The organism is Segniliparus sp. (assembly GCF_051660745.1).
Taxonomy (GTDB): domain Bacteria; phylum Actinomycetota; class Actinomycetes; order Mycobacteriales; family Mycobacteriaceae; genus Segniliparus.
Window position 1 is genome coordinate 30808 of the sequence record NZ_JBOFQF010000026.1, and the last position, 26294, is coordinate 57101.

A 26294-nucleotide genomic window follows, 5' to 3' on the forward strand; every position below is an offset into this window, starting at 1 on the left:
TCAGGCAGCTCGGTTTCAGGAGGTTTCGCACGCCGAACCAACAGCAGCAGCTGCAGGCTCAAGCTCATCTTCGGTCGCGCTTTGAAGCTGCGTTGCCTTCTGTGCGCTATAAAGTTCCTCCAGCTTCCGCATGGCAGTAACCAGCGCTTTCACCTTCTCTATGGAACCTGGAGGTGGGGTCTGAGCTTCGAGGGTACTCGCTGCGTACTTGAAGATAATCGCTGCATTGGCAGCTGCACCAGCCACCCATTGATCCGGGTCGCCCCACTGCGGTTTTGGGTGACGATCATCGCCGCTAGCAGCAGCAAGGAATCGGTCAGTCGCATCTTCTGCATTTTGAACTTGTTTCGTGTAGACGCCGCAGAAAGCTTGCTTCGCCTGGTCAACGCTCGATGCAGGAGCGACAGGCAGCCTCGGTGGCGTAGTGTCGGATGAGCCTGCCGGGCACTCTTTCAGGAGGTCCCCAGCTGTCGGCGTGTACTTGTTCCCGTTCGCGTTCATCTCGTCCTCGCCCGCGTGCTGCGCGTAGAGGTTGGCCCGCTCCCGCAAGATCTGCACAAAATCACCGAGCTTGCCCGCGAGATCCTTCGGTGCCTGCGTGGTGATCGCAGCATCGATCTGATCAGCCACATAGGGAAGAATGACCGCCGCAGCGTTCGCCGCGTCCGCCATCGGCTTGTCGTAGCTCACGCTCCCACGCTTCGGATCGTCCACCGCGTGCAGGAACGTCTGATTCGCCGTGTTCGAACTCGCCACCCCATCGCGGAACGCCGCGCACGCCGCCTTCTGCGCCACAACCGCAGGATCCGCGCCCGGCGGCACCGACGAAACAATGGTCACATGCGGAGCCTCGATCAGCCCCCGGTCGCAACCCGTCGTCAAAAAACCAGCAGCAAGCAGCGCCAACGCCCCACCCACAGAAAACCGACCCGTCATAATCCCGAGCCTAACACGACCAGCGAAACCCCGCCGTCAACCCAGTACCGCCCAAGCAGCTCAGTCTTCAAGCAATCCCACAGGCCGCGTCGAGGGCATCCGCAGCAGGGGCATAGTCGCTTTTGAAGACCGCAGACCGATCATCCGTACCGGCCTGGTCCGTATATAACTTCGAAAGCTGCCGCATGGCTGCCACGAGAGCCTTCCCATTATCGGCAATGTCCGCGGAAAGCTGCTGCGCGATCTGCGCCTCTACGAGATCTGCCGCGTACTTGAAAACGATGCCGGTGTCTGCCGCCTGCCCAGCAAGCCATTGATCCGGGTCTTTCCACTGCGGGTCCGGATGACGCTCGTCGCCTCTTGTAGCAGCAGCAAAACGCTCCTTCGCGTCATCCGTCTGCTGGATCTGCTTCCCATACGCGCCGCAAAAAGCCTGTTTCGCCTGATCAGCGTTCGATGCCGAGGCAACGGTCGGCTTCGGCGGCGTGGCATCGGAGGAACCCGTCGGGCACGCTTTCAGCAGTCCCTCCACAGCGGGCGTGTACTTATCGGCGCTCACGTTCAGCTCCGCGCCCCCCTTGTGCTGGGCATAGAGGTTCGCCCGCTCCTGCAAGATCTGCACGAAGTCCATGAGCTTGCCCGCCAGATCTTTCGGCACCTGCGGCGTGATCGCCCCTTCGATCTGGTCAGACGCGTACATGAAGATCACCGCAGCAGCATTCGCCGCATCCGTGGTCGGCTTGTCGTACTGGTTGCCCACGCGCTTCGGATCGTTGACCGCGTTCAAATATGTCTGGTTCGCCGTGTTCGAACTCGCCACCCCATCGCGGAACGCCGCGCACGCCGCCTTCTGCGCCGCAACCGCAGGATCCGCGCCCGGCGACACCGACGAAACAATCGTCACACGCGGAGCCTGAACCGGACTCCAACCACAACCCGTCACCAAAAAACCACCAGCAAGCAGCGCCAACACCCCACCCACAGAAAACCGACCCGTCATAATCCCGAGCCTAACACGCGAGGCTGGCGGCTACGCCTCGTAGTTCTCGACCATGCCCTCCCAGGCGCGGCGGGCCTCTTCCAGCACGCCGTACGTGTCGGACATGAGGACCGCGTCGAGGCTGCCGGGGTTTGGGCAGCCGAAGGACTGGGCCTGCTGCCAGTAGACGAGCACGATCTTGAAGAAGCCCGCGCGGCGCGACTGCACCCAGTCCGCGCCCTTGGCCAGGGCGGCGGCGGTCTCGCCCCAGTCCGCGAGGGCCGACTGGGCGTCCTGCGAGGCCTCCGCGAGCTCGGTGTGCATCCCGCGCTCCAACGCGCCCGCCGCGGCCTGCGCGGTCTTGGCCTTGAGCTCGGCGAGGTCGCCGTGCAGCTCCTCGACCTCGGCCTGGATCTCCTGCGCCAGGGCCGCGAGCTGCGTGAACTGCGCCTCGTCGAAGTCGGGGAAGTAGTGCTTCTGGTCGATGAGCTGGGCGGCGCTCTTCAGGTCGCCGGTCAGGTAGTCCATCGTCAACCCCGCCATGAGCTCCCGTTCCTTTCTCGAACGGCGCGTTCGGCGCCGAGCAGATCAATACCGACCATCATCGGGCAACCCGGCCGTCCTGTCAACCCTCGCGCGGGCCCGCCGGGGACTCCCTCGGCGGGGGCCGGTTGTGGCCCACGAGGAGGGTGCGGGACTGGACGTACTCCTCGGCGGCAGGCTCCGCCCACTCCTGCAGCGGATGGCGCGCGAGCAGCTCCAACACGGTGGGGCGGGGCGGTCGGGTCTGCTTGGTGTCCCGGCCCCACCGGGTCACCTGGGTGTACTGCTCGATGTAGCGCTCGTATGCCCCTGAGGTCCATTCGTCCTCGGAGCCGCGCTGGGTGAGGACCGCGTCGTCGTGCGCGGCCCACTGCGCGAACACCAGGTCGCGCTCGGAGGAGGCCGGGGCGGAGGAACCGACGACGAGGAGGGACCACGGGTCCACCTCGACGGCGAGGCCGACCCCGAACTCCTCGTTCTCCAGCGCGTAGACGCACTCCACCGCGAGCGACCAGGGGGCGGGGCTGGTCCGGCCCTGGCGGCGCACCAGCTCGCGGTAGCGGGACACGGGGTCTTCGGTCAGGGCCGCGACCGCGTCGAGCTCCTTGAGCCGCTCCTCGGCGCGCGCCTTGTTCCGCACGAGCGAGGACTTGTCGACCGCGCACAGCTCGACGAACTCGGGCGGGACCGCCGTGACCAGCTCCACCAGGCCGTTCGCGGGCTTGGGCGCGCCTTTCGCCTTGCCGCGCTCCTGCCAGTCCTCCTCGGCGAGCCGGTCGCGCAGCGCATCGGCCCGGCGCTGCTCGTCCTTGGGCAACCGCGCGCCGAGGCCGAAGCCCGCTTGCAGCGCGCTCGCGCCCAAGAACGCGGTGTTCCAGGCGTGCAGCGCGGCTTTGGACGCGGCGGAGCCGTGGTCGAGGAGCACGCCCGCGGGCCAGCCGCCCACCAGCATCTGGGCGACCTGCGCCGCGCCGCTGAACCCTTGGCCGACGCCGGAGAACAGCCGCTGGGCCTGGTCCGCGAGGGTCCCGCGCCGCCCGACGACCCGCTGGTACAAGTCGGGGAAGTCGGCCCCGAGCTCGGAGACGCCGCGCTCGTGCAAGTCCAGGGCGGGGATCGGCACGGGCTCGGGCAGGCCTGCGGGCGGGCCGTACTGGCCCGCGCGGCCGAGCGCCTCGAGAGAGACCCGTCCGGCGAACGGGTTGTAGAGCAGGCCCATTTCTCGAAGCCTACCCGCAGCGGGCCTTAGATCTCGCGGCCGACTTCGGCGAGTTGGCCTGCGGAGGAGCCGTCGTGCTCGTCCTGCACCCCGACGCCCGCGCGGGTCTTGGCGATCAATCCGTCCAGCCGTGCCACGAAGCTGTCCATCTGCCCCACGCGGTTGGCGGTGTGCGATTCGAGCACCCGCCGCGCGGACGCGCCGATGGCGTTGTCCGGGTACTGCACGCCGGTCGAGGCCTCGTGGAAGCGCTCGGCGAGGCCCACCGCCTTGTGCGCGATGTCGTCGGCCCGGTTCAACAGGGCCGCGACCTCGTCGTGGATGTGCCCCGCGTCGGCGTTCTCGATCCCGCTCGCCATATCGGCCCTCATTTCCGCCTCGTCGCCCTCGATTCCCGTTGGAATCCCTGGAATCGCTAGAATCTCTGTGCCGACGAGGCTACCGCATCCCCCGGACCTGCACAAGAGTTGCCAAAACGGGCGGGCGGGCCGCGAAGCGCGCGGCCCCCTGCCTCACTTGCAGGTGGCGGCCAGCTTGTCGGCCACGCCTTCCCATTGCGCGGCATTCGGGTCGAGCCGGTCCGGGCCCGCATGCCCGCCGAGCAAGGCCGCCCGGTCACGGGCGAGCTGCACGAACTGCTTGAACTGGGCGGCGAGGGCCGGGTCGAGCTGCGGCTTGGCCGTGTTCGCCTCGACGTCCTTGGCGACATAAGCGAGGATGACCGCCGCGTTGTCCGCCGCATCGCTCACCGGCCTGGTCCACTGCCCTTGCGGGCGCTTCGGGTCCTCTGCGGCGTGGTGGAAGCCGCTGTCCGCCACCCGCGCGTTCTCCACCGCCTTGTTGAAGACCGCGCAGGCGGCAGTCTTTGCCGAGGCCGCCTCCAACGCCGAGGGGGCCTTGCTCGAGCTCGCGGCGGCGGCGCTGCTGGGCGACGGCCCGGACGCGCCGCTCCTGTCGCAGCCAGCGAGGCCGAAACTTGCGGCAATGACAACGACGGCGCCAACGGCAAAAGGAGATCCCACGAACATGGCCCGAGCATACCGGCCCGCTCGGCAGCCCTCCGCACGAGGAGACGCCGAGGCGGGCGTTGCCCCTGGCGTTCGCCCGGCGGGGGTCAGGCGATGCCGCAGAGCTTGTCGATGGCCTCGGCCGTTGCCCCGTACTCCTCTTTCGACACGCGCTCTAGTTGTGTGGCCTGGTGGTTGGTGTAAATGTCTTGCAGTTTGCGCATCGACGCGACGAGCGCCTCGGCTTTCTCGCCCAGATCGGCTGGCAGCGAGGGCGCAATCTGGGCTTCCAGCGTTCCGGCGGCGTAGCCGAAAACAATCCCCGCGTCGTCTGCCGAGTCAGAGACCCATTTGTCGGGATCGCCCCACTGCGGTTTCGGGTGCTGCTCGTCCCCGGTCGCGGCAGCGATAAAGCGACCCGTCGCGTCCTCGGTCTTCTGGATCTCCTGCGCGTACACGGCGCAGAACGCCTTCTTCGCCGCAGCCGCGTCGACCGTGGCGGCCGCCCCTGCGGGGGCCTCCCGCGCCACCGTGACCACTCGGGGCTCGTACAGATGCGAGCAGCCCGCGACACCCAAAACCAGCCCGCCGAGCACCATCGCCATGAACACCCGCACCGCAGCCCTCCTCATATCCAGACATCGCCCAGCACGCCGACGACGACAAAACCAGAACCCACGACCACGCGCCCAGCATACCGGCCCGGGCCACGGGCGCCGAGAGGCGAGATCAAGCCGCCCCGCAGAGCCTGTCGATGTCGTCTGCCGTCGGGCCGTATTGGTGCAACGTCTCGTCCTTGACCGTCGCCACCGCCTTATGCTGGCGGTAGAGCTCGCCCAGCTTCCGCATGGACGCGACGAGGTCTTTCGCCTTCGCGCTCAGATCACCGGGCAATGAAGATGCGATCTGGCCTTCGAGCGCGTCGGCCGCATAGCCGAAGACAATGCTCGCGTCATCGGCCATATCCCGGAACCAGTGGTCCGGGTCGTCCCAATTGGTGTCCGGGTGCTGCTCGTCCCCCGCAGAGGCTGCGCCAAACCGAGTTGTCGCGTCCTCGGTCTTCTGGATCTCCTGGTCGAACACGGCGCAGAACGCCTTCTTCGCCGCAGCCGCGTCGACCGGGGCCGCCGCCGTGGCGGGGGCCTCCCGCGCCACCGTGACCACCCGGGGCTCGTACAGATGCGAGCAGCCCGCGAAGCACAAAGCCAGCCCGCCGAGCACCATCGCCATGAACGCCCGCACCGCAGCCCTCCTCATATCCAGACATCGCCCACGACGACAAAACCAGAACCCACGACCACGCGCCCAGCATACCGGCCCAGGCCGCAGCCGTCGCGCGGCAGGATTCAGGCCAATCCGCAGAGCTTGTCGATATCGTTCGCCGTCGGGCCGTACTGCTCGGTGGACTCGGCTTTGAGGTCTCGCACAGCCGAATGCCGCGCATAGAGGTCCTGGAGCGTGCGCATCGACGCGACGAGGGCCTGCGCCTTCACGCGCAGATCGCCGGGCAGCGACGACGCGATCTGCGGCTCCACGGCGTCCGCCGCATAGCCGAAGATGATGCTCGCGTCATCGGCCATGTCGCTGAACCAATGGTCCGGGTCGTCCCAATTGGTGTCCGGATGCAGCTCGTCCCCCGCAGAAGCTGCGATAAACCGATCGGTGGCGCTTTCCACCTTCCGGACCTCCTGCGCGTACACGGCGCAGAACGCCTTCTTCGCCGCAGCCGCGTCGACCGGGGCAGTCGCCCCGGCGGGGGCCTCCCGGGCCACTGTGACCACCCGGGGCTCGTACAGATGCGAGCAGCCCGCGACGCCGACGGCCACCGAGAGCACTCCGAACAGCGCACGTCGCATCCGATCCTCCTCCGCAATCCCGACACCCCTCGGGCGCACACGCGGCCATCCTCCCGCATCCCGAGAATGCTGTCAATCCGAGCTTTCCGCCGACGAACGGCCCGCGCGCAGCTAGCGCAGCAGGCCCTCGATCGGGCCCGCCGCGAAGTTCACCAGGAACGCCACCGCCACGACGGCGAGCAGGGGGTGCACCTCGCGCCAGCGCCCCGTCCCGACGCGCAGCAGCACCCACGCGATGCAGCCGACGCCGATGCCGTCCGCGATGGAGTAGGTGAACGGCATCGCCACGATGGTCAAGAACGCGGGCAGGGCGACTTCGAACTTGGCGAAGTCGATCTCGCGGACGTTGCCGATCATCATCGCCCCCACCACGACCAGCGCGGGGGTCGCGGCCTCGACCGGCACCACCTTGTAGAGCGGGGTGAGGAACATGGCCAAGAGGAAGAGTGCCCCGGTGACGACATTGGCGAGGCCGGTGCGCGCGCCCTCCCCGATGCCGGTGGCGGACTCGACGAACACGGTGTTCGAGGAGGCGGAGCCCGCGCCGCCCGCGACCGCGCCGAACCCCTCGACGGTGAGCGCGCGGCCCAGGCGCGGCAGCGACCCGTCCGGGTTGATCAGCCCGGCCTGTTTGCCGAGCCCGGCCATCGTGCCCATCGCGTCGAAGAAATTCGCGAGGAGCAGGGTGAACACGAGGAGGGCCGCCCCGAGGACGCTCATATGGTGGAAGACTCCGAGCACGCTGAACTGCCCGAGCAGGGACAGGTCGGGCACGGAGAGCACCGCCGTCGGCGGGGCGGGGACGGTGAGGCCCCAGCCTTTCGGGCCGGGCCCGAGCTTCGCGAACGCCTGCACGGCGAGGGAGACGGCGGTCATCGCGACGATGCCGATCAGGATCCCGCCGCGCACCTTGCGCGCCACCAGCACCGCCATGAGCCCCAGCCCGACCGCGAAGACGAGCGTCGGCAGGCTGGCGATGGACCCGCCGATGCCCAGGCCCAGGGGGACGGTGGTCCCCGCCGCGTCGGGGACCCGGCGGACGAACCCCGCGTCCACGAGCCCGATGAGCGTGATGAAGCAGCCGATGCCCGCCGCGATGGCCGCGCGCATCTCGGGCGGGATCGCGTGGAAGACGGCTTCGCGCAGGCCGCTGGCCCCGAGCAGCACGATGAGCAGGCCCTCGACGACCACCAGGCCCATGGCCTCGGGCCAGCTGACCTTGAGGACCACGCTGGTCGCGAGGAGCGCGTTGATGCCGAGGCCCGCCGCGAACGCGAACGGGTAGTTGGCGACGACCCCGAAGAGCAGGCACATCCCGCCCGCGACGAACGCCGTGACGGCGGCGACCTGGTCGATGGAGAGGGCGTGGCCCAGCACGTCCGGCTTGCCGCCGAGGATGAGCGGGTTGAGCACCACGATGTAGCTCATCGCGACGAAGGTGACCGCGCCGCCGCGCAGCTCGGCGCCGACGCTGGAGCCCCGCTCGGTGATGGAGAAGAACCGGTCCACCGCCGACAGCGGCGTGTTGCGCGTGCCCTCGGCGGGCAGGGTCGTGCTCATGCGCCGACCTTAACGGGCGAGTACGGTTGACGCATGGCGAACGAGCGGACCGAGCGAGCGCAGCCCGTTGAGCTGGGACAAAGGTGGAAAGACCCCGCCCCCGTCGTGATCGCGATCAGCGCGCTCTGGCTCCTCGGCCTCTTCGCGGCGCTGGCGACCGGCCACTGGTCGGGCTGGGGCGAGGCCTGCCTCGCCGGGCTCGTGGTGGGGACGCTCGGGTTCGCGCTGTTCCTCAGCCAGCGCCGCGCCGCGCGGCGCGGCGACCGCACAGCGCAGCGGGGGCTATAGGGGCAGCGGGGTTTGTCGGCGCGCGGGCTCGCCGGGGCCGCGCGGCTCACGCGAAGCGGATCACCGAGGCCACGCCCGCGACCAGGCAGTACGCCGCGAACGGCACGAGCGTGTGATTGTGGAAGTAGCGGGTCAGGAACTTCACCGACAGGTACGCGGCGACCGCCGCGACCAGCGAGCCGACCAACGCCTGCGCCAGGACAGCCTGGCCCTGCGGTCCGGCCAGCTCGGGCAGTTTCAAAACGCCCGCCGCCAGGATCACCGGGGTCGCGAGCAGGAACGCGAACTTCGCCGCGTCCTCGTGGCTGAGGCCTCGGACCAGGCCGCCGACCATGGTGACGCCCGAGCGGCTGATCCCCGCGAAGAGGGCGAGCGACTGGGCGGCTCCGATGCCCGCCGCGCCTGCCACGCCGACCTGGTCGAGCTCGCGCGTTGCCGACTCCCGGCGGCGCAGCACCTCGCCGCCCGCCAGGATCAAGCCGTTGATCGTCAAGAAGACCGCCGCCGCCAGCGGTTTCGCGAACAGCACCCGCAGCGGGTGCTCGAAGGCGAGGCCCAGCACGCCGACCGGGACGCAGGCGATGACCAAGAGCCAGGCCAGGCGCTGCTCGGACGTCTCGACCCGCCGCGTGCGCGCCGAGGTCGCCAACGCCTTGACGACCGCGATGTAGTCGCGCCAGTAGAACACCAACAGCGCCAGCGCGGTCGCCACATGCAAGGCCACCACGAACGCCAGGTACGGTGTGCCCTTGCCGGAGTCGCCCTGGGTGACCAGCTCGTTCCACGAGCCGCCCAGCCAGGCGGGCAGCAGCACGGAGTGCCCGAGGCTGGAGATGGGGAACAGCTCGGTCACCCCCTGCAGCGCGCCGATCACCACGGCCTGCGCGTACGTCAACGCTGACATTGAGCCTCCTAGGACTGGGCCTTCTCGGATTGGGCATTCTCGAACTGGGCCGTCTCGGGCGAGGGGAATTTCCGGACGACCGCGCCCGCGGCGAGCGCCACCAGCACGCCGAGCGTCCACCCGGCGAGCACGTCGGTGAGCCAATGCACGCCGAGATAGAGCCGCGAGACCCCGACGAGCAGGGAGAACAGCACGCCCGCGCCGACGACCGGCCACACCCATGCCTGGGCCGCGCGGCGCAGGACCAGCACGACCAGTGCCGTGGCGAGCGCGGCCGAAAGCGTCGCGTGCCCGGAGGGGAAGGAGTAGCCCGGCCCGTCGGCCAGCCATTGGGCCGACGGCGGACGCAGACGTTTGACCAGCATCTTGACCGAGAACAACACCACGCAGCTGAGCGTGGTGGTCATCGCGAGGAACGTGGCCTGCTTGGGCGCGCGGGCCCGCCACAGCAGCAGCCCGGAGAGCAGCATCGTCACCAGAACCACGGTGGTGGTGCTGCCGAACAGGCTGATCGCCTTCTCGACCGGGTCGAGCCAGCCGACGCGATGGGCGACGAACCAGTCGTGCGCCTGCTGGTCGACGGCGGGCACGGTCACCAAGCGGCTCTCATTCGGTTTCGGCGGCTTCGGCGACGGCCTCAGTCTCTGCGGATTCGACAGTCTCGGCGACGGCCTCAGTCTCTGCGGATTCGACAGTCTCGGCGACGGCCTCAGTCTCTGCGGATTCGACAGTCTCGGCGAATGCAGTCTCGTCGGCGACAGTCTCGGCGGCTTCGCCGGTCTCAGCCTCTGCGACGACGGCAGCCTCAGCCCCTTCGGCAGTCTCGGCCTCTACGACGGCGACGGCCTCTTCAGCGACAGCCTCAGACTCTTCGACGACGGGCTCCGCGACGATCTCGATGCCCTCGACGAGCTCGGTCACGCCCCCGGCCACCTGGGCCTTCTGCGGGATCGACACATCCGACTCGACGACGACGTCGCTGTGCGCCCCACAGCCGTAGTTCGCGTCCACCACTCGCCCGTCCGCCGCGTACTCGTTCGCGCACACGCCGAACGAGGCCGACAGCGAGCCCTCGAGCGGGACATAGAAGCCGCAGGCCGCGCACCGTTTCGGGGCGACAACGGCCATCGGCGCCGACGGGCCGAACAGGCCGTCGTGCCAGCGCTGCGCGGCTTGCGCCCGGCCCACGATGCTCAGCGTCTTGGTCCGGCCGATGTCGACGGAGCCCATCAGCTCGTCCAAGTCCTCGTCGCCGGAGCCTGCGTGCGCGGGCACCAGGCGCCGGTCGTTCGCGGGGGTCGGCAACAAATCGCCGACGCCGAGGTCCCCGGCCTGCACCCGGCGCTCCCACGGCACCCACTCCGGCGCGACGAGCGCGTCGGGCCCGGGCAGGAGCGCGACCTCGCTGACAGTGATCTTGTCCTGGTCGGGGCAGCCCGCGACCACGGCGGACCAGCGCCAGCCCCGGTATCCTGGCAGCAGGGACTCGAAGAAGTGCGTGACCGAGGCCGAGCCTTCCCTGGCGCTGCCGAGGTGCGCCCCGACCGCCAGGGACTCGTCGTCGCCGAACCGCGCCTTGAGCGCGTCGGCCGCGAGATCGGCCGCCTGTTCCAGGCGAACCAGGAGTTCCTCGTCGGCCGGAGCCTCCACCATCGTGATGAGCATTCAGTCATAATAACGTGAAGACGCGAGACAGACGAGGCGGTGATGATGGTCGACCCGAACGGGCTGGACCGACGCCTCATGCCGCATCCGGGACAGGCCCGGTATCCGCTGCCGCCCGACCGGGGGCTCTCCCCGTACCAACAGGGCCAAACGCCGCCCGCGCCTGCCTACGAACCGCCCCCCGAGCTGCCCCGACAGCCTGAGGCCACCCCGGCGAGCCGGATCGTGCAGGGCGGAGTCTTCCGGCAGCAGCCAGTGGACCCCGAAGCCGCGCGGGCGGACGACGGGCCCGCCGCCGACCCGGAGGAGCCGAGGCCGCTGCACCGGAGGATGGCCGCGAAGAGCAAGGACCTGACCTCCAAGGGCATCGCCCAGTTCCGCAGGGCCGCGAACGCGGACGGCGCCGACCAGTCGGGGCTCGCCGCGCTCACCTACCCCGTCATCGTCAACAGCGCCTGCGACGCGGCGATGGCCATCGCCCTCGCCTCGACGCTCTTCTTCGCCGCAGCGAAGGCGGAGAGCCAGACGCGGGTGCTGCTGTACTTGCTGGTCAACATCGCCCCGTTCGCCCTCATCGCCCCGCTCATCGGCCCCTTCCTCGACCGGATCCAGCAGGGCCGCCGCGCCGCGCTCGCCGTCTCGTTCGCAGGCAGGGCCGTGCTCGCCCTGGTCATCGCGTCCAACTGCGCCTGGGACCAGGCGAGCGGCCAACTGCACTACGACCCGTACGTCCTGTACCCGTGCGCGCTCGGGATGATGGTGTTCAGCAAATCGTTCGTGCTGCTCAAGGCCGCCGTCACCCCGCGCGTGCTGCCCAGCGAGATCGACCTCGTGCGCACCAACGCGCGGCTCAACATGTTCGCGCTGGTCGGCGGGTCCATCGCGGGCGGCGCGGTCGCCATCGTCGTGGAGTTCGTCGCCAGCAAGCTCTTCCACCAGCCCGGCGGCATGCTGCTCATCATCGTGTTCGGGGCGTTCGGGGCGTGGCTGTGCCTGCGCATCCCGAAGTGGGTGGAGATCACCGAGGGCGAGGTGCCCGCCACGCTGAGCTACCACGAGGAGGCCCAGCCCGCCGAGGCGCGGGGCGGGCGCTGGTGGGACAAGCTGCGCGGCCTCGGCAAGACCAAGGTCCCGTTCGGGCGGGGCGTGATCACCGGGCTCTGGGGGGCGGGGACGATCCGCTGGATGGTCGGCTACCTCTTCCTCTATGTCGCGTTCTTCTCGAAAGCGCACCACGAGGGCGGGCCCAAGTCGCTGCTCACGCTCGGGATCATCGGCGGGGCGGCGGGGGTCGGCACGTTCGCGGGCACCGCCATGGGCACGAAGACGACGTTCGGCAAGCACGAGCGGGTCATCCTCGCCCTGCTCGGCTCCGTCATCGGCGTCAGCGCGATCACCGCGCTCACCCACACCATCCTGACCGCCGCGATCTCCGGATTCGTCGTCGGCTTCGCCGCCGCCGTGTCCAAAACCGCGCTCGACGCCTCGATCCAAGACGATCTCCCGGAGGAGTCGCAGGCCAGCGGTTTCGGCCGGTCCGAAACGGTGCTGCAGCTCAGCTGGGTGGTCGGGGCCGCGATGGGCCTGTTGGCCCCGACCGAGCTGCAGTGGGGCTTCCTCATCGCCTCGGCCGTGCTCGTGCTGGGCGGCGCGCAAACCTACGCGAGCCATATCGGCAGATCGTTCGTCCCGAACCTCGGGGGCAAACGGCCCGAGCACGCCGGCTCTGGAGGCACAGCACCGCACGCCGGCTCTGGAGGCACAGCACCGCACGCCGGCTCTGGAGGCACAACGCCGCGCGCGGGCTCGTGAGGCACAGCGCCGCGCGCGGGCCGCGTACGCTGATCCCATGTCGACCTGGCCCGCGGGGCTCAAAAAACCAGCGTTCGTCCTCGGATTCGTCGCCGTCGTCGCGGTCCTCGTCGCCGTCGTCTCGACTGTCTTGGCCCTGCGCGCGCCCAAGCAGTCGCCCGCGCTCGCGCTGTGGATCTCGTCCGGGACCTACACGCAGGTGCGCCCGGTGTACGACTGCGACTTCGATTTGAAGGAATGCCGCACCCCGCCCGGCTCGGGCAAGCCCACGCGCATCCAGGCAGGCCCGGACGACCGGGTGCTGGTCTCCGTCCCCGAGGACGTCGCGAAGGGCTGGCTCCTCGACCTGGTCTGGTTCCGCGAGACCCCCGAAGGCGTGCAGGTGTACCACCCCCAGCCCCAGACCTTCCTGAAAAAGGGGGATCCGACGTTCGCGACGTGGATCGAGCCGAAGGGGGACGGCTGGCGGCTGCGTTCGTTGGCCGTGGAAGCCCCCTCGCGCGTGCTCGACCCCGCGCAGGACAACGTGCTCTCCCGTGCCGTGTGGATCGCCTGCGCGGACGACTGCGGCGGGCTCCGGGCCAGCGGCTAGGGCCGAACCCGGAGACGGAACGTCCCCCACGGCCGAGGGCCTGGGGGACGTTCCGCGAAAAGACGTAGTAACTATGACGTAGTAACTATAAGGAGAAGCGGGACTAGCCCTCCAGCTCCTTCGCGACCGCGCGCAGCACTTCGGCGATCCGGCGGCCGGTCGCCCGGTCCGGGTTCTTGCTGCGGCGCAAGTCGGGCTGCACCTTCGCCTCGAGGACCTTGATCATGTCCTCGATCATGCCGTGCAGCTCCTCGGGAGAGTGCTTCTGCGTCGGGCGCTCGGGGCGCTCGGAGCGGCCCCGGCCACGGCCTTCCTCGGCCACCGCAGGCGTGGAGAGCACGCGGATCGAGAGCGCCTGCGGGCCACGGCGCCCGTCCGCCATGCCGAACTCGACGACCTGCCCGGGCTTGAGCCCATCCAGCCCCGCAGGCAGCGCCGCAGAGCCGACGTAGACGTCATCGCCGTCCTCTTGCGTCAAAAAGCCGAAGCCCTTGTCCGCGCTATACCACTTGACCTTCCCCGTGGGCACAGTCATCACCATTCTCATTCCATGTCCCAGAGCGCGCCCAAGGAGAGCGCCGGCGGGACGACCGAAAACTTGCCGGGTCAGTGTAGTTCCTCCACGGCGAAAAGAGAAGCGGAAAAACCGGGTTAGGCTGAACGCATGGTCCTGCATCTCGCCGACCTCAGCGACAATTTGGCCGACCCGCGCGCGCTGCGCGACGCGTACGGATCCTTCCCCAGCGGCGTGGTCGCCGTGTGCCGCCTGCTCGACGGCGAGCCGGTCGGCCTCGCGGCGAGCTCGTTCGTCTCGGTCTCCATCGACCCGCCGCTGGTCTCGGTGTGCGTGCGCAACGAGTCGCAGACCTGGCCGCAGGTCAACACCGCCCCGAGCATCGGGCTGAGCGTGCTCGCGGGCCATCAGCACGCCCATGGCAGGGCGCTGGCCGGACCGGCGGAAAAGCGGTTCGACGACGTGCGCTGGCACTCCTCGCCCACCGGCGCGGTGTTCTTGGCGGACGCCGCCGCGTGGCTGGAGTGCGCGGTCGAGCAGGAGATCCCCGCAGGCGACCACCACATCGTCGTGCTGCGCATTCGGTCCCTGGCCGTCGACCCCGGCGCGGAGCCGCTGGTCTTCCACGCGTCCAGATTCCGTTCTTTGCACTCATGACTGCACGCGCCCAGGTTCCGCGCCATACGTTCGTGACTCCGCGTACCCTGGGCGTATGGCCGTCGTCGCATTAGGCTTACCTAGATCGCAACCCGGAGCCGGGGAGACAGGCTTCGCGGGCATGCCGACGACCGGGCCGATGCTCGACCGCTTCGGGAGGGCCGCGACCGATTTGCGGGTGTCGCTCACCGACCGGTGCAATCTGCGCTGCACGTACTGCATGCCCGAGGAGGGCATGTCCTGGCTGCCGGACGACGACCTGCTCGCCGCCGAGGAGATCTCCCGGCTCGTCCGTGTCGCCGTGACCCGGCTGCACGTCGCCGAGGTCCGCTTCACCGGGGGCGAGCCGCTGCTGCGCAGGGAGCTGCCCGAGATCCTGCGCGCCGCCGCCGCGCTGCGCCCCCGCCCAGAGCTCTCGCTCACCACGAACGGCCTCGGCCTCAAGCAGAAGGCGCGGCTGCTCGCCGATTGCGGCCTCGACCGGTTGAACGTCTCGCTGGACGCCGCCGATCCGGCCACCTACGCGGAGTCGACCCGGCGGGACCGGTTCGCCGACGTGATCGCGGGTCTGGCCGCCGCCTCCGCCGCAGGCCTCCGCCCGGTGAAGGTCAACGCCGTGCTGACCCGGCGCGGCTCGTCCGGGGGCAAGGATTGGCGCGACGTCGCCGCCGAGCTGCTCGACCTCTGTCTCGCCTCGGGATACGAGCTGCGGTTCATCGAGCAGATGCCGCTGGACGCGGGGCGGTCCTGGACGCGCGCGGAGATGATCACCGCCGACGAGATCCTGGAGGCGCTCGGCAGCCGCCACCGCCTGAGCCCCGACCCCGCCCCACGGGGCAGCGCGCCCGCTGGGCGGTGGCTGGTGGACGGCGGCCCGGCTTCGGTCGGCGTGATCGCGTCGGTGACCAAGCCGTTCTGCGCCGACTGCGACCGGACCCGGATCACCGCCGACGGACAGGTCCGCAACTGCCTGTTCGCCGCCGAGGAGACCGACCTGCGGGCGCTGCTCCGCTCGCCAGGCCTGGACGAAGAGGCCCTCGACGAGGCTTTGGCGCTGCGCTGGCGCCAGGCCATGTGGACGAAACGGACCGGGCACGGCATGGACGACCCCTGGTTCCAACAGCCCGAGCGGCCGATGAGCGCGATCGGCGGGTAGGGCGCGCAGTGGACGAGGACAACATGGGCGACGTGACCGTTCGCTTCTTCGCGGCGGCGGAGGAGGCCGCAGGCGAGGCGGAGACGACCTGGCCGCTCGCGGGGGGAGCCACCCTCGGCGGGCTGCTCGACGAGCTCGTCCGAGCGAAACCCGCGCTCGCGGGCGTGCTCCCCTCGTGCTCCTACCTCTATAACAGTGTGGCCGCGCGAGACCCCCAGCAGCGCCTTTCCCCCGGTGGCACGGTCGATGTGCTCCCCCCTTTCTCAGGCGGCTAGCCTTTCCTGGCAGTTCGCTCCGAGGCGCCTTGGGGGTTTCGACACGAATTCCCAGATTCTTTGGTGGTTTCGTACAAAAAACTCTCTTAGATTTCGTTTCCAACGACTATGAGCTTCGTCACAATAACATTTGGGTAACAGATTGGGCGAGCCGCTGACACGCTGAGCTGACCAGGCGGGATGAAGGGGTCCCCGGAAATTTCGCGTTTTCGGAGCGCCGCCACGAACTCTAAGAGATCTCTAATGGCAGCTGCTTCCGACGCGGCAAGCCGTTAGTGTCAGCTCAGGTCGGACCCCTCCGACACACCCCGGTTTCCCGGTGAGACCCAACGATATTGAGCCCTTCGAGCCATCTGGGTCTTCCGAAGCCGGATCCCGAAAACCCCACCAGACGGGGGAAGGAAAGGAACACACACTATGAGCGGACGCCACCGTAAACAGAGCGAGTCCGGCAACATCGCCGGCAAGGCCGCACTCTCCGGCCTCGCGCTGACCGGTGCCGGCATGTGGTTCGCGAGCGCCGCAGAGGCCGCGACCGACGACCAGTGGGACCGTGTCGCGGCCTGCGAGTCCGGCAACAACTGGAAGATCAACACCGGCAACGGCTACCAGGGCGGGCTGCAGTTCTCCCCGAGCACGTGGAACGCGCACGGCGGCGGCCAGTTCGCCCCTGCCGCGAACCTCGCCACCCGCGAGCAGCAGATCGCCGTCGCCGAGCGCGTCCTGGCCTCCCAGGGCCGCGGCGCATGGCCGGTGTGCGGCCACGGCCTCGGCGCGGCCACGCTGCGCAACGCCGCCCCCGCCCCGCACGCTCCTGAGACCGTGCAGCCGAAGCAGTCCGCCCCGGACGTCGTGATGGTCTCGAACGTCGAGAAGGACGCCATCTCCGACCACGCCGCCCCGGCTGTCGCCAAGTCGGTCTCGGCCGCCCCGGCACCCGTCCAGGCCGCCTCGTTCGCGGAGATCGCTTCCGAGATGCAGATCGGCCCGGCCAACGACCTCCGCGCCCCGGCCCCTGCGGTCGACCCGGCCGACGACGCCGACGCTCCTGCGGTCGAAGCCCCCGAGGCGGAGGCCCCTGTGGCCGAGACCGCCCCGGTGGAGGAGGAAGCTCCGGAGGCCGTGGACGTCGCGCAGACCGACGAGGCCGCCCCGGCGGACGACGTCCAGACCGTCGAAGCCGCAGCCGACGCGGGCTCGCTGGACAGCTTCGTCGACGCGGCGAAGGACAAAGGCATCGAGGTCAACGTCTAAAGACGTAGCAAGGCCCTAAGGCACAGCGAAGAGGCCCGTGCCGCCAAATATGGCGGCATGGGCCTCTTCCTTTTCCCGCCCGCACTCCCCCTCAACCGCACGCGAGGAGCAGCCATGAACCAGTCGCCGAATTTGCCCGGCGTCGAGCACCGCTGGGTCGAAGCCAACGGGATCCGCTTCCACGTGGCAGAGGCAGGGCATGCCGTCGGCGCAGGGGCGAAGCGCCCCGGCAAGGCGGTCGTGCTCGTGCACGGGTTCCCGCAGCACTGGTGGACGTGGCGCGGCGTGATCCCGCTGCTGGCGGAGCACCGCCATGTCGTCGCGCTCGACCTGCGCGGACACGGATGGTCGGACGTGCCCGACGAGGGATACGACAAGAAGACGCTCGCCAGGGACATCGTCGCCGCGGTCGCGGCCCTCGGGCTGGACAAACCGGTCCTGGTCGGGCACGACTGGGGCGGCTGGTCCTCGCTGGTCGCCGCCTCCTTGCACCCGGAAGCGTTCACGGCGGTGGCCTCTGTCGCCGTGCCCGCGCCGTGGAGCTCGTTCCCCGCCAAACGCCCGCGCGCCCTCCTCTATCAGGACGTCCTCGCCAGCGCGTTGGGCCCGTGGCTCATCCGAGCGGGCAAACAGCGCTTCCTGCGCCTGCTCTACAGCAAAGGCGTCGTCCCCGGCTCGCGGACCGAGGAGAACGTCGAGGTCTTCCTTGAGCGCTATCGCGACCCCGCACGGGCCGCCGCCGGGTCCGCCCTCTACCGGACGTTCGTCCGTTCGGAGTGGCCCGAGCTGGCGGCTGGGACGTACGTGCCCGGTCCGCCGCCTCTTCCGACTCTGCTCGTCCGTGGCGCGCAGGACCAATTGCTCGGCGAGCGAGCGCTGCTGCGCGCGGGGCAGGCCGGGGCGGACATTTCGTTCCACACGATCGACGGCGGCACGCACTGGCTTCCGGAGGAGCAGCCCGAAGCGCTCGCCGAGCGGCTGCTGGCCTTCGCGGGCACGGTCGACCCCCAGTTTCCGAACTAGGCCCCCGCCACCCATTCAGAGGTTCCATCCGCGCCCTGCTCGTCTGCTTCGCTCCCGACTCGACCAGTTTCCGAACTAGGCCCCCGCCACCCATTCGGACGAGCCGTCCGCGCCCTGCTCGTCTGCTTCGCTCCCGACTCGACCAGTTTCCGAACTAGGCCCCCGCCACCCATTCGGACGAGCCGTCCGCGAAGTGCTGCCGCTTCCACACCGGAATCTGGCGTTTGATCTCGTCCACGAGGTCGCGACAGAGGTCGAAGGCCTCGGCCCGATGGTCGGCGGCCACGGCCACCACCAAAGCCGCGTCGCCGATCCGCAGCCTGCCCACCCGGTGGCTCGCGGCCACCGCCCGGACGCCCGCCCGCCCCGCCGAGACCTCGGCCACGACCTCGGCGAGCCGCTGCCCCGCAGTCGGGTGGCTCCGGTATTCGAGCTCGAGGACGCTGCGGCCCGCGTCGTGGTCGCGGACGTTCCCGCTGAACCCGACCACCGCGCCCGCATGGCCATCCGCCGCCTGCGACACCAGCGCCTCATGCTCGGCGAGCGAGATCGGGTCCTCCCCGACCTGCGCCCGCACGATCTCCATGCTCAATGGTCTCCCCCCGCGAGCTGCTGCAACGCGTGGCCGAGCACCCCGTCCAAAACGGCGAGCCCGTCCTGCACGCCGCCCCGCGAGCCGGGCAGGTTGACCACGAGCGTGCGCCCCGCCACCCCCGCCGTCCCGCGCGAGAGCACGGCGGTCGGCACCTTGCTCTCGCCGGACCTGCGGATCGCGTCCGCGAGGCCGGGGATCTCGTAGTCGAGCAGCGCCTTGGTGGCCTCCGGGGTCCGGTCCGCCACGGAGATCCCCGTCCCCCCGGTGGTGATCACGACGTCCGGCTGCCCGGCGACCTCCAGGGCGAGCGTCCCGGCGAAGTCCTCGCCGTCGGCCCGCACAAAAACGGCGGCCTGGAAACCGCGCTCCGCAAGCCATGCGGCGATCAGCGGCCCGGTCCTGTCCTCGTACACGCCCGAGGCCGCGCGGGTCGACGCGACGAGGACCACGGCCCTCGGCGCGGCGCTCATTCCGGCCCTGCCGTCCACAACCCCGTCTTGCCGCCTTCTTTGCGCACCACGCGCACCTCGCCGAGCCACGAGGCCGGGTCGACGGCTTTCACCATGTCGTGCAGCGTCAGACCGGCGACCGCGACGGCGGTGAGCGCCTCCATCTCCACGCCGGTGCGGTCCGTGGTCTCCGCGACCGCCTCGACGTCGACGCCCGAGTCGTCGAGCTCGAAGGACACCGCCACCTTGGTGAGCGCGATCTGATGGCAGAGCGGAATGAGCTCCGAAGTCCGTTTGGCGGCCATGATCCCCGCGATCCGCGCGACGGCGAACGCGTCCCCCTTCTTCGCCGTCGGGTCGGCCAACGCCCGCAGCGCGGCCTCGCTCGCATGGAAACGCCCCGTCGCCGTCGCGCGCCGCTTGCCCGGCTCCTTGCCGGACACGTCCACCATCCGGGCCGCCCCGGACTCGTCAAGATGGGTGAGCTGAGCGGGGGACTCGGCCACCGTGGTTAGCGGTTGATCCGCGTGGACGGATGCACGTACGGCAGCTGCGCCGCGGGGAGGGGGAACTCCGTCTCGCCGAACGGCGACAGCGCGCCGCTCCAGTCGGTCGCCAGCTCCGAGACAGGGTGCTCGCGCTGCGGCCAGCCCGGATCGACGTACTGCTTCTTCTCGCTCTTGCCCATGCGCGCCATTCTGCCAGAACAAATCCAGTCTCTTCAGACTGGACGCCCGCTCGCGGCCCTACGAGCCGCCGATCCGGAGCTATGATGCAAGCTTCCCCTACTGCCAGGAACGACGACTATGACCACACCCACCGCCGCCCGCCGAGGCCTCGCCGAGCGCCTCGCCCCGTTCTCCTCGACCATCTTCACGGAGATGACCGAGCTGGCCAAGCGAACCCAGTCGATCAACCTCGGCCAGGGCTTCCCCGACACCGACGGCCCGCCCGCCATGCTGGAGGCCGCGCAAAAAGCCATCGCGGAGGGCGTGAACCAGTACTCGCCGGGCCGTGGCTACCTGCCGCTGCGCCAGGCGATCGCGAACGATCGCGCCACGCGGTACGGCACGGTGTACGACCCCGAGACCGAGATCCTCATCACCGTCGGCGCCACCGAGGCCCTCACCTGCGCGATCCTCGCCCTGGTCGAGCCGGGCGAGGAGGTCGTCGCGCTCGAGCCCTGCTACGACAGCTACGCCCCCGCCGTCGCGATGGCCCACGGCACGCTGGTCGGGGTGCCGCTCGTGCCCAAGGACGGGAAGTTCGTCTTCGACCTCGGCCGCTTCGCCGAGGCCATCACCCCGCGCACGCGGCTCCTCCTGCTCAACACCCCGCACAACCCGACGGGGACGGTGCTCACCAACGACGAGCTCGGCGAGATCGCCCGCCTCGCGGCCGAGCACGACCTGATCGTGCTCACCGACGAGGTCTACGAGCATCTGATCTTCGACGGCCTCAAGCACCGTCCGATCGCCGCGCTGCCCGGCATGGCGGAGCGAACGCTGAGCTGTTCGGGCGCGGGCAAGACCTTCAACGCCACCGGCTGGAAGACCGGATGGGTCTGCGGGCCTGCCAGCCTCGTGAACGCGGTCCTCGCCGTCAAGCAGTACGTCACGTTCGTCGGGGCCGCCCCGCTGCAGCCGGCCGTCGCCCTCGCCCTGCGCACCCAGGACGGCTGGATCAGGGGCCTGCGGGCCTCGCTGCTGGACAACCGGGACCGGCTCGCGACGGGCCTCGCCGACGCGGGCTTCCTCGTGTACCCGGCGACGGGGACGTATTTCCTCACCGCCGACCCGGCCCCATTGGGCCATCCGGACGGCGTCGAGTTCTGCCACTGGCTCGCGAACGAGGTCGGGGTCGCCGCCATCCCCTACGCCGGCCTGTCCGACCGCCACGACCTCTACGGCAGCCTGGTGCGCTTCGCCTTCTGCAAGCGGCCCGAGGTGCTCGACGAGGCCCTGGCGCGATTGGCTCAGCTGAACGGCTGACCAGCGGCTTCAAGGTCAGCCGTCTGTTTCGTATTATGATAAGCACTGTCGGAACGGGAGCCCCCAACGCGACAACGCATGCAGACTTCCTCATCAAGAGGGATGGCCTGCGACCTGTCCAAGAACAACAAGGAGAATCCCATGTCCTTCACTCCCTTGAGCGCGACCGTGCTCGGCTCCCCCCGCGTCGGCCCCAACCGCGAGCTGAAGAAAGCCGTCGAGTCGTACTGGGCCAAGAAGTCCAGCGCCGAGGACCTCGCGGCTGTCGCGAAGCAGCTCCGCGCCGACACCCTGACGAAGCTGAAGGACGCGGGCTTTGACTCCGTCCCGGTGAACACCTTCTCCTACTACGACCAGATCCTGGACACCGCGTGGCTGCTCGGCGCCCTGCCGGAGCGCGTCAAGGGCATCGAGAACGACCTCGACCGCTACTTCGCCGCCGCCCGCGGCAACCAGGAGGTCGCGCCGCTGGAGATGACGAAGTGGTTCGACACGAACTACCACTACATCGTCCCGGAGATCTCCCCGTCGACGAAGTTCGCCCTCGACCCGAGCAAGATCTTCGCCGAGCTCGAAGAGGCCAAGGCGCTCGGCGTCCCGGCCCGCCCGGTCGTCGTCGGCCCGGTGACCTTCCTCCTGCTGTCCAAGCCGGTGGACGGCCAGGGCGACCTGCTCGGCCGGATCGGCGAGCTCATCCCGCTCTACAAGGACCTCCTCGCCCAGCTCAAGGCCAAGGGCGTCGAGTGGGTGCAGCTGGACGAGCCGGTGCTCGTGACCGACAAGGGCCAGGCCGCCATCGATGTCGCGGTCTCCGCGTACCAGCAGCTGACCTCCGCGTCCGACCGCCCCTCGGTCCTGCTCGCGACCTACTTCGCGGGCCTCGGCTCCGCGCTGGAGAAGGTCCTCTCCAGCGGTGTGGACGGCATCGCCGTCGACCTGGTCTACGGCTCGGCCGACCACCTCGCGGGCGTGCACTTCAACGGCAAGCTCCTCGTGGCGGGCGTTGTCGACGGGCGCAACATCTGGCGCACCAACCTCGACAAGGCGCTGACCGTGCTCGAAGGCCTCAAGGCCAAGGGCGTGCAGGTCGCCGTCTCGTCCTCCAGCTCGCTCTTGCACGTGCCGTACTCGCTCAAGCCCGAGACGCACCTCGACGACACGCTGCGCTCCTGGCTGGCGTTCGGCGACGAGAAGATCGCCGAGGTCGCGACCCTCGCCAAGGGCCTCAAAGAGGGCCGGGGCGCCATCGCCGCCGAGCTCGACGCGAGCGCCAAGGCGCAGGCCGCCCGTTCGACCGACCCGCGCCTGAACGACAAGGCGCTGCGCGACGAGATCGCGAAGCTGCGCGAGACCGCTGGCCAGCGCGGCCCCGCCGACCAGCGCATCGCGCAGCAGAACGAGGCGCTCGGCATCCCGAAGCTGCCGACCACCACGATCGGCTCCTTCCCGCAGACCCGCGAGATCCGCGTCGCCCGCCAGAAGCTCGTCAAAGGCGAGATCACCGAGGAGCAGTACGAGCAGAACATGCGCGACGAGGTCGCCTCGGTCATCAAGCTCCAGGAGGAGCTGGGCCTGGACGTGCTGGTGCACGGCGAGCCCGAGCGCAACGACATGGTGCAGTACTTCGCCGAGCAGCTCGAGGGCTTCTTCGCCACCTCGAACGGCTGGGTGCAGTCCTACGGCTCGCGCTGCGTGCGCCCGCCGGTGCTCTACGGCGACGTGAAGCGCCCGACCCCGATGACCGTCGCGTGGAGCAAGTACGCGCAGTCGCTCACCGAGAAGCCGGTCAAGGGCATGCTCACCGGCCCGGTCACCATCCTGGCCTGGTCCTTCGTGCGTGACGACCAGCCGCTCGGCGACACCGCGTACCAGGTGGCGCTCGCGATCCGCGAGGAGACCGTCGACCTGCAGAACGCCGGGATCAAGGTCATCCAGGTGGACGAGCCCGCGCTGCGCGAGACCCTGCCGCTGAAGAAGGCCGACCAGGCCTCCTACCTCGACTGGGCCGTCGGCTCCTTCAAGTTCTCCACCTCCGGAGTCGAGGACTCGACCCAGATCCACACCCACCTGTGCTACTCCGAGTTCGGCGAGGTCATCGGGGCCATCGCCGACCTGGACGCGGACGTCACCTCGATCGAGGCCGCCCGCTCGCACATGGAGGTGCTGGACGACCTCAACGCCGCCGGGTTCAAGAACGGCGTCGGCCCGGGCGTCTACGACATCCACTCCCCGCGCGTGCCGTCGGTGGACGAGATCGTCACCTCGCTCAAAGAGGCCCTCGCGGCTGTGCCGGTCGACCGCCTGTGGGTCAACCCGGACTGCGGCCTGAAGACCCGTGGCGAGGCCGAGACCAAGGCTTCGCTGGTCAACCTGGTGGAGGCGACCAAGCAGGTGCGCGCCACCCTCTGATCTCAGTCCTCTGGCTCAGAGCAGAGGCGAGGCCCGGCAGGATTTTCCTGCCGGGCCTCGCTCGTTCTGCCCCCCAGGCTTGCCGGACCCTCGCCCACGGGACAAAGGCTGAGCTCACGGCACAAAGACCCGCAACGCCCCCGGGCGCACCGTGATCGCGCATGGCAGGGTCCCGACCCGTTCGCCGTCCGCGTAGACCAAAGGCTGCTCTGTCACAGGACCCGCCCCGCGCGCCGAGTCCACGCACCGCACGCTAATCGAGGCGCCCCGGTAGGTCGCCACCTCGGGCAGGCGCACATGCGACCCCCCGAACACGGTCGGGAAGAAGCGCAGCAGGCGCCGACGGGACCCGTGCTCGACCACGGTGAGCTCCAGGAGCCCGTCCCCAGGGTCCGCGTCCGGGCAGATCCGCATCCCGCCGCCGTAGCTGCTGGTGTTCCCGATCGCGGCGAGCGCCGCGTCGTGCTCGAACACCTCGCCGTCCACTTCGAAGCGAAGCCTGCGCGGGGCGAGGCGGCCCAGCTCGGCGAACGTGGCGAGGACGTACCGCGCCTTCCCCTTCGGCCAACGCATCCGGTTCGCCCGCTCGCTGACGAGCGCGTCGAAACCGATCGCGACCACCGTGGCGAACGGGGTCTCGCGGCCCTCGTCCTCGACGAGGATCGAGCCGACGTCGAACGAGCGGGTCCGCCCCCGTGCGACGATCCGCGCGGCTTCCTCCGGATCGTGCCTTGGGATGTCGAACTCTCTGGCGAGGTCGTTGCCGGTGCCGGAGGGGATCAGCCCGACCGGCGCGCCTTGGCGCAGCGCCGCAGGCAAGGCCCTGGAGACCGTGCCGTCGCCGCCGACCACGACCAGCGCGTCCGCGGGCCCGCAGACCGCCTCGATCCCGTAGTCGTCCAGCACCGCGCGCGCCGCCTCGCCCGCCTGCGCGGCGGAAGGATTGACGAACAGCTCCGCAGAACGAATCCGCCCGACCGGATCGAACTGGCTCACGGGATCAGCTTCCCAGGGTTGAGGATCCCGTTCGGGTCCAGCGCCGATTTGACCGCGCGCAGCATCGCGACGCCCGCCTCGCCGTCCTCGTCGGCGAGCCACGCGCGGTGGTCGGCCCCCACCCCGTGGTGGTGGCTGATGGTCGCGCCCGAGTCGACGATGGCCTGCGACGCGGCCCGCTTCACTTCGGCCCATTGCGCGATCGGGTCCGCGCCCATCGCGTAGACCACGGTGAAGTACAGGGAGGCGCTCGTCGGGTACACATGGGAGATATGGCACATGACCAGAGCTTTCGATCCGGATGCGGCGAGCGCTTCGAGGAGCGCGCCGGTGACGGCGGCCTTGACCTCGTCCACCTTGCTCCAGATGGCCGCCGTCTCCAAGGTCTCGCATCCCGCGCCCGCCTCGAGGAGCGCGTCGCGCAGGTAGGGGGCGGAGTAGCGCCCCGCGTCCCAGGAATCCGCGAGCGCCGGGCCGAGCTCGGTCCCGCCCGCAGCGCGGAAGGCCGTGGCGGTGAGCTCCGCGAACGCGGCGGTCTCGTCCTCCGGGCCCTCGAACGTGGTCACCGACAGCGCCCCGCCCGGCGAGTCCCCGTCGCCGATCTTGGCCGTCGTCGCGAGGTTCACCCCGGTCTCCATCTCGTCGGACAGCCGCATCGTCGTGGGGCGGAAACCGCTCTGCGCCACGACGCGGAGCGCCGTCTGGCCGCTCGCGAAGTCGGGGAACCGCCACGCCTGCCTGCGCACGCTCGCGGGCTTGGGCCGCACTCGGACGACAACTTCGGTGATCACGCCGAACACGCCTTCCGAGCCGAGGAACACCTGCCGGAGGTCCGGCCCCGCGGCGGACTTCTGCGCCCGGCCGAGCACGAGCGTCCCGCGCGGGGCGACGACCGTGAGCCCGACGACCATCTCGTCGAAACGGCCATGGCCGGAGGAGGCCTGCCCGGAGGACCGGGCGGCGGCGAACCCGCCGATGGTCGCGAACTGGAAGCTCTGCGGATAGTGCCCGAGCCGGTAGCCTCGCCCGCCGAGCAGCTCTTCCGCCTGCGGGCCTGTGAGACCGGCCTGCAGCGTCGCGAGCTGCGAGACCTCGTCCAGCGCCACGAGCTTGTCGAACCGGCGCAGGTCGAGCGCGACCACCGCGCGGGAGCCGCCCCGGACGGGGTCGAGGCCGCCGACGACGCTGGTCCCGCCGCCGAAGGGGACCACGGCGATCCCGGCCTCCTCGCAATACGCCAGCACGGCGGCGACTTCGCCCTCGTCGCCGGGGAGCACCACCGCGTCCGGCGCGTCCTGCTCTTCTTGTTTGCGGCGTAGCAGGTCCGGGGTGCTCTTGCCGCCTGCGCGCGGGAGCCGGTCGCCGGGCTCCGCGCTGACGTGCTCCGCTCCGACGATCTCGGCGAAGGCCGCGAGGTCGGCCTCGCCGACGAGCGAGTCCGCCAACCGCACCGAGTCCGGCGCGGGCGACGCGCTCGGCGGCCCGGCGACCCCGAGCGCGGCGGCGAGCAGCCCCTTGATCCCTTCGGACAGGTGCGTCTGGTCGGCGGCCACCCCCCACGCGTTCCATCGCATCGTCGGGAGGGGCAGGCGGTGGGCAATATCATCGGCCATG

30 protein-coding genes are annotated in these 26294 nt (G+C 69.9%); 10 read left to right on the forward strand and 20 right to left on the reverse strand.

The window, feature by feature from the left end; translation table 11 throughout:
* Window positions 1-15: 15 nt before the first annotated feature.
* From ACRC20_RS06710 to ACRC20_RS06755, 10 genes are all read right to left on the reverse strand, one after another.
* Complete coding sequence (locus ACRC20_RS06710; protein ID WP_438685580.1) at window positions 16-936, reverse strand: hypothetical protein; 921 nt, start codon at window positions 934-936, stop codon at window positions 16-18.
* Between the two features lie 67 nt (window positions 937-1003).
* Window positions 1004-1840, reverse strand: a complete 837-nt coding sequence (locus tag ACRC20_RS06715; RefSeq protein WP_438685581.1) for a hypothetical protein — start codon at window positions 1838-1840, stop codon at window positions 1004-1006.
* 126 nt (window positions 1841-1966) lie between these two features.
* The gene (locus ACRC20_RS06720) at window positions 1967-2458 is read right to left on the reverse strand and encodes a hypothetical protein (RefSeq protein WP_438685582.1); all 492 of its coding nucleotides are present in this window, start codon (window positions 2456-2458) and stop codon (window positions 1967-1969) included.
* An 82-nt stretch (window positions 2459-2540) separates the two neighbouring features.
* Window positions 2541-3677 carry a hypothetical protein gene (locus ACRC20_RS06725; RefSeq protein WP_438685583.1) on the reverse strand — a complete coding sequence of 379 codons (1137 nt, stop codon included), beginning with the start codon at window positions 3675-3677 and terminating at the stop codon, window positions 2541-2543.
* Window positions 3678-3703: 26 nt separating this feature from the next.
* Window positions 3704-4036, reverse strand: coding sequence for a hypothetical protein (locus ACRC20_RS06730; RefSeq protein WP_438685584.1), 333 nt, complete (start codon window positions 4034-4036; stop codon window positions 3704-3706).
* A gap of 153 nt (window positions 4037-4189) precedes the next feature.
* Entirely contained in the window at window positions 4190-4705 is a 516-nt protein-coding gene (locus ACRC20_RS06735; protein ID WP_438685585.1) for a hypothetical protein, read from the reverse strand.
* Between the two features lie 86 nt (window positions 4706-4791).
* Window positions 4792-5316, reverse strand: a complete 525-nt coding sequence (locus ACRC20_RS06740) for a hypothetical protein (RefSeq protein WP_438685586.1) — start codon at window positions 5314-5316, stop codon at window positions 4792-4794.
* A gap of 97 nt (window positions 5317-5413) precedes the next feature.
* On the reverse strand, window positions 5414-5941 hold the full coding sequence (locus tag ACRC20_RS06745) for a hypothetical protein (protein ID WP_438685587.1): 528 nt from the start codon (window positions 5939-5941) through the stop codon (window positions 5414-5416).
* Between the two features lie 89 nt (window positions 5942-6030).
* Window positions 6031-6540 (reverse strand): hypothetical protein, encoded by a 510-nt coding sequence (locus tag ACRC20_RS06750; RefSeq protein ID WP_438685588.1) that lies wholly within the window; start codon window positions 6538-6540, stop codon window positions 6031-6033.
* A gap of 111 nt (window positions 6541-6651) precedes the next feature.
* Window positions 6652-8100 carry an NCS2 family permease gene (locus tag ACRC20_RS06755; RefSeq protein ID WP_438685589.1) on the reverse strand — a complete coding sequence of 483 codons (1449 nt, stop codon included), beginning with the start codon at window positions 8098-8100 and terminating at the stop codon, window positions 6652-6654.
* 33 nt (window positions 8101-8133) lie between these two features.
* Between ACRC20_RS06755 and ACRC20_RS06760 the strand changes: the two genes are divergently transcribed.
* Window positions 8134-8388: a DUF2530 domain-containing protein gene (locus tag ACRC20_RS06760; protein ID WP_438685590.1), complete on the forward strand. Its 255-nt coding sequence runs from the start codon at window positions 8134-8136 to the stop codon at window positions 8386-8388.
* Window positions 8389-8434: 46 nt separating this feature from the next.
* Here ACRC20_RS06760 and ACRC20_RS06765 read toward each other — a convergent pair whose 3' ends face one another.
* Genes ACRC20_RS06765 through ACRC20_RS06775 form a run of 3 tightly spaced genes read right to left on the reverse strand, consistent with a single transcriptional unit; the run spans window position 8435 to window position 10957 of the window.
* Window positions 8435-9292 (reverse strand): undecaprenyl-diphosphate phosphatase, encoded by an 858-nt coding sequence (locus ACRC20_RS06765; RefSeq protein ID WP_438685591.1) that lies wholly within the window; start codon window positions 9290-9292, stop codon window positions 8435-8437.
* 8 nt (window positions 9293-9300) lie between these two features.
* Window positions 9301-9888 (reverse strand): phosphatase PAP2 family protein, encoded by a 588-nt coding sequence (locus ACRC20_RS06770; RefSeq protein ID WP_438685592.1) that lies wholly within the window; start codon window positions 9886-9888, stop codon window positions 9301-9303.
* 10 nt (window positions 9889-9898) lie between these two features.
* Window positions 9899-10957, reverse strand: a complete 1059-nt coding sequence (locus ACRC20_RS06775) for a DUF3027 domain-containing protein (RefSeq protein ID WP_438685593.1) — start codon at window positions 10955-10957, stop codon at window positions 9899-9901.
* Window positions 10958-10999: 42 nt separating this feature from the next.
* Here ACRC20_RS06775 and ACRC20_RS06780 point away from each other — a divergent pair, with 42 nt between their 5' ends.
* Both ACRC20_RS06780 and ACRC20_RS06785 read left to right on the forward strand, forming a co-directional pair.
* Window positions 11000-12769: an MFS transporter gene (locus ACRC20_RS06780; RefSeq protein WP_438685594.1), complete on the forward strand. Its 1770-nt coding sequence runs from the start codon at window positions 11000-11002 to the stop codon at window positions 12767-12769.
* A gap of 37 nt (window positions 12770-12806) precedes the next feature.
* Complete coding sequence (locus tag ACRC20_RS06785; protein ID WP_438685595.1) at window positions 12807-13361, forward strand: DUF2771 family protein; 555 nt, start codon at window positions 12807-12809, stop codon at window positions 13359-13361.
* 103 nt (window positions 13362-13464) lie between these two features.
* On the opposite strand, the gene ACRC20_RS06790 is transcribed toward ACRC20_RS06785, so the two are convergent.
* Window positions 13465-13890, reverse strand: a complete 426-nt coding sequence (locus ACRC20_RS06790; protein ID WP_438685679.1) for a cold-shock protein — start codon at window positions 13888-13890, stop codon at window positions 13465-13467.
* Between the two features lie 135 nt (window positions 13891-14025).
* Between ACRC20_RS06790 and ACRC20_RS06795 the strand changes: the two genes are divergently transcribed.
* The 5 genes from ACRC20_RS06795 to ACRC20_RS06815 all read left to right on the forward strand — a co-directional run bounded on the left by ACRC20_RS06795 (window position 14026) and on the right by ACRC20_RS06815 (window position 18240).
* Complete coding sequence (locus ACRC20_RS06795) at window positions 14026-14532, forward strand: flavin reductase family protein (RefSeq protein ID WP_438685596.1); 507 nt, start codon at window positions 14026-14028, stop codon at window positions 14530-14532.
* A gap of 55 nt (window positions 14533-14587) precedes the next feature.
* Window positions 14588-15688: a GTP 3',8-cyclase MoaA gene (gene moaA, locus ACRC20_RS06800; protein ID WP_438685597.1), complete on the forward strand. Its 1101-nt coding sequence runs from the start codon at window positions 14588-14590 to the stop codon at window positions 15686-15688.
* Between the two features lie 23 nt (window positions 15689-15711).
* Complete coding sequence (locus ACRC20_RS06805; protein ID WP_438685598.1) at window positions 15712-15963, forward strand: MoaD/ThiS family protein; 252 nt, start codon at window positions 15712-15714, stop codon at window positions 15961-15963.
* 417 nt (window positions 15964-16380) lie between these two features.
* A complete protein-coding gene (locus ACRC20_RS06810) occupies window positions 16381-17217 on the forward strand; it encodes a transglycosylase family protein (RefSeq protein ID WP_438685599.1) in 837 nt (278 codons plus the stop codon).
* Between the two features lie 114 nt (window positions 17218-17331).
* Complete coding sequence (locus tag ACRC20_RS06815) at window positions 17332-18240, forward strand: alpha/beta fold hydrolase (protein WP_438685600.1); 909 nt, start codon at window positions 17332-17334, stop codon at window positions 18238-18240.
* A gap of 154 nt (window positions 18241-18394) precedes the next feature.
* Here ACRC20_RS06815 and ACRC20_RS06820 read toward each other — a convergent pair whose 3' ends face one another.
* The 4 genes from ACRC20_RS06820 to ACRC20_RS06835 are packed head-to-tail and all read right to left on the reverse strand — an operon-like array spanning window position 18395 to window position 19972.
* Window positions 18395-18832: a molybdenum cofactor biosynthesis protein MoaE gene (locus ACRC20_RS06820; RefSeq protein ID WP_438685601.1), complete on the reverse strand. Its 438-nt coding sequence runs from the start codon at window positions 18830-18832 to the stop codon at window positions 18395-18397.
* Window positions 18829-19305, reverse strand: a complete 477-nt coding sequence (locus tag ACRC20_RS06825; RefSeq protein ID WP_438685680.1) for a MogA/MoaB family molybdenum cofactor biosynthesis protein — start codon at window positions 19303-19305, stop codon at window positions 18829-18831. Before ACRC20_RS06825 ends, ACRC20_RS06820 begins: the two co-directional genes overlap by 4 nt.
* Window positions 19302-19736, reverse strand: coding sequence for a cyclic pyranopterin monophosphate synthase MoaC (gene moaC, locus ACRC20_RS06830; RefSeq protein WP_438685681.1), 435 nt, complete (start codon window positions 19734-19736; stop codon window positions 19302-19304). The genes ACRC20_RS06825 and moaC overlap by 4 nt, the downstream gene beginning before the upstream one ends.
* Before the next feature lie 59 nt (window positions 19737-19795).
* Window positions 19796-19972 (reverse strand): hypothetical protein, encoded by a 177-nt coding sequence (locus ACRC20_RS06835; RefSeq protein ID WP_438685602.1) that lies wholly within the window; start codon window positions 19970-19972, stop codon window positions 19796-19798.
* Window positions 19973-20090: 118 nt separating this feature from the next.
* Between ACRC20_RS06835 and ACRC20_RS06840 the strand changes: the two genes are divergently transcribed.
* Both ACRC20_RS06840 and metE read left to right on the forward strand, forming a co-directional pair.
* On the forward strand, window positions 20091-21275 hold the full coding sequence (locus tag ACRC20_RS06840) for a pyridoxal phosphate-dependent aminotransferase (RefSeq protein WP_438685603.1): 1185 nt from the start codon (window positions 20091-20093) through the stop codon (window positions 21273-21275).
* A 141-nt stretch (window positions 21276-21416) separates the two neighbouring features.
* On the forward strand, window positions 21417-23684 hold the full coding sequence (gene metE / locus ACRC20_RS06845) for a 5-methyltetrahydropteroyltriglutamate--homocysteine S-methyltransferase (protein ID WP_438685604.1): 2268 nt from the start codon (window positions 21417-21419) through the stop codon (window positions 23682-23684).
* A gap of 114 nt (window positions 23685-23798) precedes the next feature.
* On the opposite strand, the gene ACRC20_RS06850 is transcribed toward metE, so the two are convergent.
* Both ACRC20_RS06850 and ACRC20_RS06855 read right to left on the reverse strand, forming a co-directional pair.
* On the reverse strand, window positions 23799-24680 hold the full coding sequence (locus ACRC20_RS06850; RefSeq protein WP_438685605.1) for a diacylglycerol kinase family protein: 882 nt from the start codon (window positions 24678-24680) through the stop codon (window positions 23799-23801).
* A complete protein-coding gene (locus ACRC20_RS06855) occupies window positions 24677-26293 on the reverse strand; it encodes an FAD-binding oxidoreductase (RefSeq protein WP_438685606.1) in 1617 nt (538 codons plus the stop codon). Before ACRC20_RS06855 ends, ACRC20_RS06850 begins: the two co-directional genes overlap by 4 nt.
* Window position 26294 lies beyond the last annotated feature (1 nt).